The sequence below is a fragment of the Photobacterium sp. genome (genome assembly GCF_057456235.1).
On sequence record NZ_JBVCPH010000012.1, the window covers coordinates 79889 to 93556 of the forward strand.

Consider the following 13668-nt stretch of genomic DNA (forward strand, 5'->3'; position numbering starts at 1 on the left):
GATCGCGTTTACGCCTGATTTATTGTAGGCGACATTAGCAACCCTGATATTTCGTTATTTATTTGGCGCGATTTTATTCACCATAAAAATCAGCACATCCGATAACGTTGAAGGAATGTTATTCATTTAATTTTTATTTTTTATAAAACCAAATATTAACTTCTGGTGAACAACACACCACATAAGAGTAAAGGCATTATTATGGAAAACTTTAAACACTTACCTGAACCATTCCGTATCCGTGTTATTGAACCGGTAAAACGTACTACTCGTGAATATCGCGATGAAGCTATTTTAAAAGCAGGTATGAACCCATTCCTACTAGATAGTGAAGACGTATTTATCGATCTACTGACTGACAGTGGAACAGGTGCAATTACTCAAGAAATGCAAGCCGCGATGTTCCGCGGTGATGAAGCATACAGCGGTAGCCGCAGCTACTATGCACTTGCAAACGCGGTAAAAGATATCTTTGGTTATGAACTAACCATTCCGACCCACCAAGGTCGTGGTGCCGAGCAAATCTACATTCCTGTTCTTATTAAGAAACGTGAAATGGAGAAGGGACTAGACCGTAGCAAGATGGTCGCACTGTCTAACTACTTCTTTGATACAACACAAGGTCACACTCAGGTGAACTGTTGTGTGGCGAAAAATGTATATACAGAAGAAGCGTTTGATACCTCGGTCAATGCCGACTTCAAAGGTAACTTTGACCTTGTCAAGCTAGAAGAAGCGATCCTTGCCGCAGATCCTGTAAACGTACCTTACATTGTAAGTACTATTACCTGTAACTCTGCAGGTGGTCAGCCTGTTTCTATCGCCAACCTAAAAGCCGTGTATGAGATCGCGAAGAAGTATGATATTCCAGTGATTATGGACTCTGCTCGTTATGCTGAGAATGCCTACTTTATTCAGCAGCGTGAGCCTGGTTACAAAGATTGGACTATCGAAGAGATCACTCGCGAGTCCTACAAGTATGCAGACGGCCTGGCGATGTCGGCAAAGAAAGATGCCATGGTACAGATGGGTGGGCTGCTCTGCTTCAAAGATGAGTCGATGATGGATGCGTACACCGAGTGTCGTACTTTGTGTGTGATTCAGGAAGGTTTCCCAACCTACGGTGGCCTGGAAGGCGGAGCGATGGAGCGTCTTGCCGTTGGCCTTTATGACGGTATGCGTCAGGAGTGGCTGGCATATCGCATCGGTCAAGTGCAATACCTTGTAGATGGCCTGGAAGCTATCGGTGTCGTCTGCCAGCAAGCGGGTGGTCACGCAGCATTCGTAGACGCAGGCAAGCTGCTTCCACACATTCCTTCCGAGCAGTTCCCAGCCCATGCACTGGCTTGCGAACTCTATAAAGTTGCGGGTATCCGCGCAGTTGAAATCGGCTCTTTATTACTAGGTCGCGATCCAGCGACGGGCAAACAACATCCTTGTCCTGCGGAGCTACTTCGTCTGACTATCCCGCGTGCGACTTATACTCAAACGCACATGGATTTCGTTATCGAAGCGTTCCAAAAAGTGAAGGAAAACGCCGCAAATGTGAAAGGTCTTGATTTCACCTATGAGCCTGCGGTGCTTCGTCACTTTACTGCTCGACTCGAAGAAGTTGAGCCCGCGCAAAAGGTGACAAAAACGAAAACCAAAACTCTAGAAGAAGCTTAATTACAATAAAAGAGCGCAACCCCTTGGGGTTGCGCTCTTTTCCTAAACACATAATAAAAAATACGGTTTAGGTTCATCAATCCAATGACGTGAAATTACAAGAGTGACTGAATTATGGAAAAGAGTCCGACGTTAGTAATAAGTGATAGCATTAAGGAAAAGAATCCGTCGTTAATCGGTGGGGCATGCATTATAGCCAGTGTCTGCGTCGGTGCAGGTATGCTAGGGCTCCCAAGTGCGGGAGCCGGTGCATGGACTACTTGGTCTGTTTTCGCGATTACATTAACAATGGTCGTAATGACCGTTTCGGGTTGGATGCTGCTAGAAGCTTTTAAGCATTATGACTTAAAGGTCTCTTTCAACACGGTAACCAAAGACATGCTTGGTGATAAGGTCAACATGTTCAATAACCTGACGGTGTATTTTGTAGGGGGTATTTTACTGTACGCCTATATCACATCTTCAGGCCTTATCCTTCAAGATGTTCTGGGCCTCGATAGTAAAATCACCTCTATCTTGTTTGTATTGGTGTTTTCAGCCTTTGTGTGGCACTCAACTCGAGCAGTAGACCGAATTTCCGTTGTTCTAATCGCATTTATGGTCTTAAGCTTTGTCTTTGGTGTGTCAGGACTGGCGATCAAGGTCGATATGTCCATCTTGTTTGACACTATCAATGAAAAAACAAGCTACGCCCCCTACGCTATGGCGATGCTGCCTGTCGCGTTGACCTCGTTTGGTTATCACCATTCAGTGGCTTCAATGCGTGCGTATTACGGCGAAGAGCGAAAAGCAAAATACGCGATTTTGGGCGGCACAGTCATCGCATTAAGTCTGTATTTCCTGTGGCTGTTCAGCATTTATGGAAATCTGCCTAGAAGCCAGTTTGGATCGGTGATTGAGCAAGGCGGTAACGTAGATGCACTGCTAGCCGCGTTAGGCTCAGTCATTGAGTCTGAAAAAGTGGCGAATGCGATCAATACCTTCTCAATGGCAGCTATTCTCTCTTCTTTCATTGGTGTGGGTCTTGGGGTGTTTGACTATTTGGCCGATCTGTTCAAGTTCGAAGACACCAAGCAAGGTCGTGCAAAAACGTGGTTGGTGACGTTCTTGCCACCACTGATCCTGTCATTGCTCTTCCCGTTTGGTTTTGTGATTGTAATTGGCTATGCCGGCGCTGCAGCAACGGTTTGGACCTGTATTATTCCGGCTCTACTGGTGAGAAAATCACGCTTGTTAGAGAACGGTAATGAAGGCTTTAAAGCGCCAGGTGGCAAGCTAATGATTGCTTTCGTCATTGGCTTTGGTGTCTTAACCGCCGCCTTCCACTTCTTGTCGATGCTAGGCATACTCCCGGCATTTACAGGCTAAAAAAATCTAAATCCGTATCATCATAATTGGCTGGTTATCTCCCCCTCTCATTAAGAAAACAGGGATAGCCAGCTTATTAAATAAATAGGAATATAACATGGTTGCAATTAATACCCCCGATGCGCCTGAAGCTATTGGTCCATACGTGCAAGGTGTCAATTTAGGTAGTCTGGTCATAACCTCAGGCCAGCTACCTATAAACCCAGAAACTAAGGCAATGCCGGATGATGTTGCTGAGCAGGCAACTCAATCTTTAAGAAATGCATTAGCGATTGTAAAAGAAGCGGGACTGGACGCCAAAAATATCGTTAAAACGACGGTCTTTGTCAAAGATCTGAATGACTTTGCCCGTGTTAATGGGGCTTATGAAGCCTTCTTCAAAAAGCATGACGCGCCTTTCCCAGCTCGCTCTTGTGTTGAAGTGGCTCGCTTACCTCTGGATGCAAAAGTTGAAATTGAAGTTATCGCCTCACGATAGTTTTATGGCTTTAAAAAGCGCGTTTTCATCCTAATGGATGGCCCTGTCATACACCAATGACAGGGCTGAATATTTTAAACTTAATTATCCACTCTCATTTCAAGTTCATTTAAAATAAAAACAATAAAATCACCAAATGCAACTTTAGACTATCCCTATGACTCTGAATTCGCCATTTGGATGCCTCCTTGAATAATTTATAGAAAGGAAAATATTATGCATGGCATTCTGTCCATTCAATCACATGTTACTTACGGGCACGCAGGAAACAGCTCTGCTATTTTCCCGATGCAAAGAATGGGGTTCGAAGTCTGGCCAATACACACTGTCCAGTTTTCTAATCATACCCAATATAAACAAGGTTGGACTGGACGTGCTTTCTCTGCCTCAGATATTGATGAACTGGTTCAGGGGCTTGATAACATTGATGCGCTAGCGCGTTGTAAAGCGATTCTCACGGGCTATCAAGGCAGTGCCGAACAATGTGAGGCTATCATCAGAACGGTAGAAAGAGTAAAAGCCAAAAACCCTTCATCCTTATACATCTGCGATCCTGTCATGGGGGCGCCGGATAAAGGTTGCATCGTGGCTCCCGGCATTACGGAATACTTAGTGGATCATTTAATGCCAATGGCAGATGTCATCGTGCCGAATCAATTCGAACTCAGTCAATTTGCACAAATGGAAATCAACACGCTTTCTGATGCAGTGAAAGCTTGCAACATTGCATTAGCTAAAGGTCCAAGAGTTGTTCTGGTTAAGCATTTATACTGTGTTTCAGACGATAAGTTCAGCATGCTGTTAGCTACCCCTGAAGGCTGTTTTCTGGCACAGCGTCCTCATTTACCTTTTGCTCAGCAACCTGTCGGCGTGGGTGACCTGATATCTTCAGTATTCACCGCGGGTCTATTAAAGGGCTACTCAACAATCGAGGCATTTCAACATTGTCATGATGCTTGCTATGGCGTGCTCAAACACACTCATCGACAGAACGAGTGGGAATTACAAACCATTCTGGCTCAAAATGAACTCGTCAAGCCCAGCGAGACATTTCCGGTGGACATGATCGACCTGAACTTGAAGATGGCGTAACGGTAAAAAACGGTTTACTGGGGTATTGCCTTTAGTCAGATTTAGTTGGCCGGCACAACCCGAGCCTGACTGCCATCAATATTGACCTGAACTTTCTGGCCGATCTGAAAGATCATGTTCGGATTCGCCTCCTGAACGATGGCAATCACTTCTCCGTTATCCATTTTAATTGTCAAGTTAACACCATTACGGCGAGTAGCCGCATCCGCGGCTTTACTACCGGCGACGCCACCCAGCACTCCGCCACCGATAGCGGCTATATCTGAACCTGAGCCGCCACCAATTTTAGAGCCTAAAATCCCACCAACGGCGGCACCGGCAACGGTACCGACAAGCCTTCCTCCACTTTCACCTTCAATGGTAACCGGTTCGGCTTTCATAATGGTGCCATAACGTACCCTTTGGATCTTCCGTGTATCCTGGACGCCATAAGAGTCGCCATAAGGGTTGCTCGAACACCCCGCAAACACAAAAACAGAAAGCAGCAACATGAGAGAGAAAGAGGGGATCTTCATGGTGAACTCCTGAAAGAAAGGATTTAAAACAAGTATAGCAACTCTGTATCTCTGCCATGGCTTCAGCAACGACTTCATTGCTCTGCTTCTGCGACCAAATTTATGATTTAACACACAACTTAGCCGGTATAGCGCAGACTTCCCATACCAGGTATTAAGATATGTACTATCTATAATGTAGTGCCGATTTTTTATACTGATTGCAAAAAGTGCTTATAAGGAACGTGGCCTAAAGGCAGTAACGTTACGGATGGAATAGCAACCGGTTTTGCAACGCTGGTATTAATCAAGTCGCACCTGAACGAACACCATTGCATTTTGCTACCACCACCGGTTCGATTACCAGAGGAGGCCACGTATGTCTGTGGCGCTAATTCGCAACATCGCATTTGCTGGGCAATCCGGCTCAGGAAAAACCAGCCTGGTTGAACGTCTGCTGTTTGAGTCCGGCGCCATCAAGACGCTTGGTGAGCTCCCGCGGGGTACTACCGTGACAGACTTTGACCGTCAATCCATCGATTACCAGCACTCGGTAGAAGCCACTCCCGTTAACTTCTGCTGGCAAAAAAATCAGTTTAACCTGATCGATACCCCGGGAGCCGGGGATCTGATAGGCCGTGCGATGAGCATTTACCCGGCGATTGAAACCATCGCGCTGGTGGTCGATGCCACCGCCGGGCCGGCATCACTTTCCGACCAGCTGTTTCAAATGGCCCATGACCACAAGAAGTGCCGTCTGATCATCATTAACAAGATAGACGCAGACGGGATCAACTTACATGCTCTTTTGGCTCAGCTGAAAGAACGTTATGGTCCGCAATGCCTGCCCATAAACCTGCCCGATCCCGGCGGGCATGAGGTGGTAGACTGTTATTTTAAACCGGACCCCGACGAGCCGACGCTGTTCAGCACCGTCGAGGAGGCGCACGACGCTTTAATCGATCAGGTGATTGAAGTCGACGAAGAACTGATGGAGGTTTACCTGGAGCAGGGACAAGATCTTAGCCCGCAGCAGCTGCACGCTCCCTTTGAGGCTGTACTGCGCGATGGCCAGCTGATCCCGGTCTGTTTTGTTTCGGCCCAAAGTGGTGCCGGGATCCGGCAACTGTTGCGGATAATGAGCGAGCTCATACCATCACCTCTCGAAAGCAACCCCCCACTCTTTTATAGTGGCGACAAACCGATAACCGTAAGCCTGAGCGAAGAAGATCATGTTGTTGGCCATGTGTTTAAGGTCAGTATCGATCCATACATGGGCCGGATGGCCTTTGTCCGAATTTTTCAGGGTGTACTGACGCCCGACAGCCAACTCTACATTGACGATGGAAAAACGTCTTTCAAAGTCGGGCACCTGTACCAGGTACAGGGTAAACTGCGACGTGAAATTCAGCGCGCCGCTTCCGGTGATATTTGCGCCATCGCCAAAATTGACGAGCTGCAATTTGATAGCGTTGTACACAACTCCCACGACGAAGACGGCTTGCATTTGGCCAGCCTTAACCTGCCTGCACCTATGTATAGCCTGGTCGTGCATCCGGCACGGCGCGGTGATGAACAAAAACTTTCCGATGTATTGAAAAAACTCACGTCTGAAGACCCGAGCCTGCAGGTAACACACCGGGTACGGGTTAACGAAACCCTGCTGACCGGTATTGGCGAGTTTCATCTCAAGATTGCGCTGGAGAAAATGCAACAGCAGTACAAGCTGAACGTACAAACCAGTGCACCGAGTATCGACTATCGCGAAACGATTACCCGCCCAGCCGAAGCACACCACAGGCACAAGAAACAAACGGGAGGGGCCGGGCAGTTTGGCGAAGTCTATCTCAAGGTTAATCCCTTGAGTCGCGGTGAAGGCTTTAAATTTGTCAACAAAGTGGTGGGCGGGGCAATTCCCGGGCAGTTTATTCCGGCGGTGGAAAAAGGGGTGCGTCAGGTACTCGAAGAAGGCGCGATTGCAGGCTATCCGTTGCAGGATCTGGAGGTGATCGTCTATGACGGCAAGCACCATAGCGTGGACTCCAAAGAGATTGCCTTTGTATCCGCTGGCCGTAAGGCATTTTTAGAAGCGGTAAAACAGGCAGATCCAATTATCCTGGAGCCCATCGTGGATATAAAAATCCTTACCCCTTCAGACTGTATCGGCGATATTTCCGGGGATTTATCCAGCAGACGCGGCATGATCAACGACTCACAACCGGAAAGTCAGGATCGTACCTTGATCCAGGCCAAGGCTCCGCTTACGCAGCTGCAGGACTACTCGCAGCGCATTAAATCGCTAACCCGAGGAGAGGGCAGTTTTAGTTTGTCGCTCAGCCATTTTGAACCGGTTCCCACCCCATTACAGCAGCAGCTCACCGAAGCGTACAGGGAAAGCGATAGTGCCTGAGATAGATGGCCAGCGGCCCGGGACGCTTCCTGGCTCAGCCTTGTCCCACCGTTGCTAGCCCGCGGGCAGTCAATGCCCGCAGGCGAGCCTTTGCGCAAAAAATGTAACAGTCAATTCTAATAGTGTGATAACGGCCCTGCCCACCACAATCATACAAATCGAAACTTTATTTAAATAAAAGAGCAATAAATCGCTTATGTATTGATAAATGACAAAACTTTATTCGAGATTCCGTAGATAATCACCGTCATCCTTTCAAACATGAAGGCCAAAAGCATGACCGCTATCACAGGGTGATAATAGATAAGAACTCTGTTATAATACTGCGCTTGTTTATCGCACAGATTTATGGCTACAGATTTATGGTTGCGTGATCGTTGATATCACCCCTTTTTCATCGTTGCCTGACATGAAGAATCCGCGGTAACTTAGGAAAGAGCCACTAGAACCAGCCTTATAAAAGCAACTAGCTGCTTTCATAAGGCAAGATTTTTGTAAAAAATTTGTATTATCACCACACCCTGCAGGCGGTAAGTTGAAGATTTATGATCTACTTCTCACTTTGCGGTCATTATTCAACATTAATGGTCCGTAACTTTCAGGTATAACACTGTGGTTAAATTTCCCTTGGGTAAAAGTTTGTCCGGAGACAATCCTCAATGAAAAAGACCAAAATCGTATGTACGATTGGACCTAAAACAGAATCTAAAGAAATGCTTACCAAACTAGCTAACGCTGGTATGAACGTAATGCGTCTAAACTTCTCTCACGGTAACTTCGAAGAGCACGGTCAGCGTATCGACAATCTTCGTGAAGTAATGACCGAAACAGGTATGCCTCTGGCGATTCTGCTTGATACTAAAGGCCCTGAAATTCGTACTATCAAACTAGAGAACGGTAATGATTTTGCTCTAGTTGCTGGTCAAGAATTCACATTCACTACTGATATTTCTATCGTTGGTAATCAAGACCGTGTTGCGGTTACTTACCCTGGTTTTGCTAAAGATCTTGTTAAAGGTAACATCATCCTTGTTGATGACGGTCTTATCGAGATGGAAGTACTGGCAACCACAGAAACTGAAGTTAAGTGTAAAGTCCTTAACAACGGTGACCTGGGTGAAAACAAAGGTGTTAACCTACCTGGCGTTTCAGTAAAACTGCCTGCACTTTCAGAGAAAGATAAAGCAGACCTTAAGTTTGGTTGTGAGCAAGGCGTTGATTTCGTTGCTGCTTCTTTCATCCGCAAAGAAGAAGACGTTAAAGAGATCCGTGAACTGCTAAACGCTAACGGTGGCGAGAAGATCCAGATCATCTCTAAAATCGAAAACCAGGAAGGCGTAGACAACTTCGACTCAATCCTTGCAGCTTCTGACGGTATCATGGTTGCTCGTGGTGACCTGGGTGTTGAAATCCCGGTTGAAGAAGTTATTTTCGCTCAGAAAATGATGATCGAGAAGTGTAACCGCGCTCGTAAAGTCGTTATCACTGCAACTCAGATGCTTGATTCTATGATCAAGAACCCACGCCCAACGCGCGCAGAAGCGGGTGACGTGGCGAACGCAATCATGGATGGTACTGATGCAGTAATGCTTTCAGGTGAATCGGCTAAAGGTAAGTACCCTATCGAAGCGGTAACTATCATGGCAAAAATCTGTGAACGTACCGATTCAGCACTAAAAGCAGAGCTTGGCTCACGTCTGGACAGCCCACGTCTGCGTATCACAGAAGCGGTATGTAAAGGCGCTGTTGACACCTCTGAGAAGCTAAATGCTCCTCTAATCGTTGTGGCAACAGAAGCAGGCAAATCTGCACGCTCTGTACGTAAGTACTTCCCAACAGCTAACATTCTGGCTCTAACAACTAACACTAAGACTGCGGCTCAGCTGGCGCTGACTAAAGGTGTTACACCTGTTGTTGTTGATACAATTGACAACACTGATGCATTCTTCAACCGTGGTAAAGAGCTTGCTCTTGAAACGGGTCTGGGTGCGAAAGGCGACATCGTTGTTATGGTATCGGGTGCACTAGTTGATTCTGGCACCACAAACACAGCATCAGTACACGTACTATAATTCGTAGACTGAATAAAAAACGGGAGCAAATGCTCCCGTTTTTTATATTATCTTATTAATCTCCCTCCCCCTCCAGACTGGTATGTATTCACAGTTCCAGCCTTTCTGTATCGCGCCCTGATATTATTAATCGTATACTCACCAGACAGCAGATTCTTTCAAGGAATACAGTCGCATAATAATCATGCTTCGGTTGCTAAGAAAGCTACGATCGTATCCCCAGCCATCATAACTTGACGAGGCTCTCGGGAGAAAACAATAAAAACCTGTGAGGAATTCAGTGTCTAGTCCTACTTTGACCAACACAGTCATGGAATTGATTCGACAAGACATCTTGCTTGGTGAACTTGCACCAGAGCAAAAGCTTGTTGTTGCCGACTTAAAAGCCCGTTATAACGTAGGTGCGTCTCCGATCCGGGAAGCTCTTGTTCAGCTATCATGGAAAAAATACGTAAAATTCGCCCCCCAAAAAGGGTGTTGGGTTGCTCCTGTTTCAGTCGATGAGCTCGAAGATCTCTTTGAAACCAACCTGGTGCTATCAAGGGTCCTGCTGGAACGCGCTATTCTCAATGGCGACGAAGCATGGGAGCTGAATATTTTGACCAGCTACCACAAACTCCACCGTATTAACCCAGCCGATAAGACCATTGATTTTTCTGAGTGGGAAAAACGCCACAGTGAATTCCACCTGGCACTGCTTGAAGGCTGCCAGTCTCCTGTCATGCTGACCCTCTACCGTGAAGTGTATGAACAGATCGAACGTTATCGCCATATCTGGATTAACCACAGCCGCGAATATGAAGAGCGCTATCATGATAACGGCGAGCACGAAGCGATGATGAAGGCGGTACTGGAACGTAATACACCGCAAGCGCTAGAATTGCTTAACAACCACTTCCAACGTGCAATTGCATTCATTAAGACCTATATACCTAAAGCCCCTCAAGATGTGTGACTCGGTTTTTACTTTTAATTCATTCTCTTACCGTGGCTTGAGTATGTATCATTGATTTGAAGCTCGATCAAAGATCGAGCTTTTCTGCGATTACGAACCGTTGTCTTTGTTTGCACGAAACAAGGCCAGATGTCAGCCAGAGCGTCAGAATGGTCACCCTACCAGCCAAAGATTTCTTTATGATGGGTATTGAGCAACAATACAGCGAGCAAAAAATAAATCGCGCTAATTTTAAACCCAAGCATCAACAACAACAGGATCAAAAAACGCACTATAAACTTATTGATCATTGTTAATCCTCCTCTTCTTCTCCTAGCAAGAGTCCTTTCACTTTGATCTCAGTGCATCCAATGCGCTCAAGCGCCGCCAGCCTCACCCACTCCAACCAAAATCAAGATGGTCATACCCTTATTTAGCTGCCGGTTAGTTTACTCCTTCTCTCCCATGGTGGCTTTTATTAGACTTTAGTCTAATAGTCATCACCTGATGATAGTTTATACCAACCGAATTCCGTTTCTGCACGCAGCAAAAAGCCCAACTCAGGCTAAGCCTGAATTGGGCTTATATACCAAATGCCTTACGCTTTTAGTGCACGTTCGCCACGGGCCATACCAACAACACCACTTCGGGCAACCTCAACAATATCGGTCGCTTCCCCCACCGCGGCAATAAAAGCATCCAGTTTGTCACTGGTTCCCGCGAGCTGAATGGTATAGATCTGGCTGGTCACATCCACGATTAATCCACGGAAGATGTCCGCAGTGCGTTTAACTTCAGCCCGAGCAAAACCGCTGGCTTTTACCTTTACCAGCATCAGTTCACGCTCAACATGCTCAGCTTCGGTAACATTGCTGACCTTTAAAATATCGATCAGCTTATGCAGTTGCTTCTCGATTTGCTCATACGCCGCATCATCTTCTACATTGGTGGTGATATTCAGACGTGACAAGGTCGGATCATCGGTTGGTGCCACCGTCAGTGATTCAATGTTATAGCCTCGTTGAGAAAACAGGCCAACGACACGGGACAATGCACCGGGTTCATTCTCAAGCAATACTGATATAATCCTGCGCATTATGTTCTCTCCGTTTTACTTAACCACATTTCACTCATTGAGCCACCACGAATCAACATCGGGTAGACATGCTCGGTTTCATCAATACTAATATCAACAAAAACCAGCTTATCCTTCAGTGCCAGCGCTTTTTCCAGCTCACTATCAAGCTTGGCCGGATCTGAAATGCGCACCCCGACATGACCATAAGCTTCAGCAATCGCCGCAAAGTCAGGCACCGAATCCATATAAGAATGAGAGTGGCGGCCTTGATAAATCATGTCTTGCCATTGTTTAACCATGCCTAAGAAGCGATTATTCAAATTAATGATTTTAACCGGTATATCGTATTGTAATGCTGTCGACAGCTCCTGAATATTCATCTGGATACTACCATCGCCGGTGACACATACCACTTCAGCATCAGGCAGGGCAAACTTCACCCCCATCGCCGCCGGCAAGCCGAAGCCCATGGTGCCCAGACCGCCAGAGTTGATCCATCGACGAGGTTTATCAAACGGATAATACAACGCGGCAAACATCTGATGCTGACCAACATCCGAGGCAACATAGGCCTCACCATTCGTCAGTCTGTAGAGCGATTCAATCACCTGCTGTGGCTTTATACGTTCATTACTTAACTCATAACTCAGACACTTACGTGCACGCCATGATTCTATCTCTGCCCACCAGCTATCAATGGCTTGCTGGTCATTGCCGCCATCCTGCTCTGCCAGCAATTTAATCATTTGGTTCAATACGGTATCGGCCGAACCGACAATGGGAATATCAACGGCAATCGTTTTCGAAATGGACGACGGGTCAATATCAATATGCATGATGGTAGCATTCGGACAATATTTCTCGACGTTGTTGGTCGTACGATCATCAAAACGAACACCGATACCGAAAATAAGATCGGCGTTATGCATCGCCATATTGGCTTCATACGTTCCGTGCATGCCCAACATGCCTAAACAATTTTTATGGGTTCCCGGAAAGGCCCCAAGCCCCATTAAGGTATTAACTACCGGTATGTTCAGTGACTCCGCCAGCGTCAGCAGCTGTTCGCCACAGTCCGACATAATGGCGCCGCCCCCCACATACAGAACCGGCTTTTTTGCGGCCTGCAAGGCTTTTAATCCCCGTTTGATTTGGCCTTTATGCCCCTGCGTTGTTGGGTTATATGAACGCATGGCGATCGATTCAGGGTATTGGTAAGGATAAGTTTCAGCCGGGTTCAGCATGTCTTTCGGAATATCGATAACCACAGGGCCAGGACGGCCGCTTGCAGCGATATAAAAGGCTTTTTTGATGATTTCAGGGATGTCTTCCGGCTTTTTCACCAGAAAGCTGTGCTTTACAACAGGGCGAGAAATCCCCACCATGTCGCACTCCTGGAAGGCATCATTACCAATCAGGTTGCTCATTACCTGACCAGAAAAGACAACCAGTGGAATGGAGTCCATATAAGCAGTAGCAATACCCGTAATGGCATTCGTCGCGCCCGGGCCTGATGTTACCAGTACCACACCGACATCACCGGTTGCACGGGCATAACCATCGGCCATGTGCACTGCCGCTTGCTCATGGCGAACGAGTACGTGTTCAATATCACTTTTCTCATGCAGTGCATCGTAGATATCAAGTACTGAACCGCCGGGGTATCCGAAGATATGTTTTACGCCTTGATCGATCATTGAACGAACGATCATATCGGCGCCGGACAACATTTCCATATTTCTTGCCTCCAGGTTGATTACACCAACCCATAGCGCTAATTCTTCCTTAAAATAAAGCTCAACAGAAAACGGGGGAATGCCTGTAAGCGGGAACCATACAGACAACAAACCGAGTTAGATAGTGCAGCTAAACTTTATCATTGTGCGTTATCAGGCGCGTCTGGGGCCGTTTGTGAGTATCCTATACCACACAAAATACCACCGCCCGATAAACAATTAGCTATAAGGGCTGATATAACATAGTTAGGGCTTATTTTTAGCCTAAATTGAAATTAGTGTTACTTTTTCATGCTATGCGAGCTACTACCGGTCATAACAAGCAGCAGTTACCTGCA

At 46.6% G+C, this 13668-nt stretch carries 10 protein-coding genes; 7 read left to right on the top strand and 3 right to left on the bottom strand.

The genetic code is table 11. The features are described from left to right. Positions 1-201 precede the first annotated feature (201 nt). The 4 genes from tnaA (at position 202) to pdxY (ending at position 4606) form a co-directional block, all read left to right on the top strand. On the top strand, positions 202-1668 hold the full coding sequence (tnaA, locus tag AC2204_RS14120) for a tryptophanase (protein ID WP_318926320.1): 1467 nt from the start codon (positions 202-204) through the stop codon (positions 1666-1668). Positions 1669-1782: 114 nt separating this feature from the next. Beyond that, a complete protein-coding gene (locus tag AC2204_RS14125; RefSeq protein ID WP_318926321.1) occupies positions 1783-3036 on the top strand; it encodes an aromatic amino acid transporter in 1254 nt (417 codons plus the stop codon). Between the two features lie 97 nt (positions 3037-3133). Next, positions 3134-3514, top strand: coding sequence for a Rid family detoxifying hydrolase (locus AC2204_RS14130; RefSeq protein ID WP_318926322.1), 381 nt, complete (start codon positions 3134-3136; stop codon positions 3512-3514). Between the two features lie 216 nt (positions 3515-3730). Then, positions 3731-4606 (top strand): pyridoxal kinase PdxY, encoded by an 876-nt coding sequence (gene pdxY / locus AC2204_RS14135; protein ID WP_318926323.1) that lies wholly within the window; start codon positions 3731-3733, stop codon positions 4604-4606. Positions 4607-4647: 41 nt separating this feature from the next. Here pdxY and AC2204_RS14140 read toward each other — a convergent pair whose 3' ends face one another. Then, entirely contained in the window at positions 4648-5121 is a 474-nt protein-coding gene (locus tag AC2204_RS14140; protein ID WP_318926324.1) for an outer membrane lipoprotein, read from the bottom strand. A 358-nt stretch (positions 5122-5479) separates the two neighbouring features. Between AC2204_RS14140 and fusA the strand changes: the two genes are divergently transcribed. The 3 genes from fusA (at position 5480) to AC2204_RS14155 (ending at position 10537) form a co-directional block, all read left to right on the top strand. After that, positions 5480-7510 carry an elongation factor G gene (gene fusA / locus AC2204_RS14145; protein WP_318926325.1) on the top strand — a complete coding sequence of 677 codons (2031 nt, stop codon included), beginning with the start codon at positions 5480-5482 and terminating at the stop codon, positions 7508-7510. 659 nt (positions 7511-8169) lie between these two features. Beyond that, positions 8170-9582: a pyruvate kinase PykF gene (pykF, locus tag AC2204_RS14150; protein WP_318926326.1), complete on the top strand. Its 1413-nt coding sequence runs from the start codon at positions 8170-8172 to the stop codon at positions 9580-9582. Positions 9583-9892: 310 nt separating this feature from the next. Continuing rightward, entirely contained in the window at positions 9893-10537 is a 645-nt protein-coding gene (locus tag AC2204_RS14155) for an FCD domain-containing protein (RefSeq protein WP_318926379.1), read from the top strand. Positions 10538-11114: 577 nt separating this feature from the next. Here AC2204_RS14155 and ilvN read toward each other — a convergent pair. Together ilvN and AC2204_RS14165 are read right to left on the bottom strand one after the other, a co-directional pair. Next, the gene (ilvN, locus tag AC2204_RS14160; protein WP_107285451.1) at positions 11115-11612 is read right to left on the bottom strand and encodes an acetolactate synthase small subunit; all 498 of its coding nucleotides are present in this window, start codon (positions 11610-11612) and stop codon (positions 11115-11117) included. Continuing rightward, positions 11612-13330 (bottom strand): acetolactate synthase 3 large subunit, encoded by a 1719-nt coding sequence (locus AC2204_RS14165; RefSeq protein WP_318926327.1) that lies wholly within the window; start codon positions 13328-13330, stop codon positions 11612-11614. The genes ilvN and AC2204_RS14165 overlap by 1 nt, the downstream gene beginning before the upstream one ends. Between the last annotated feature and the right edge of the window lie 338 nt (positions 13331-13668).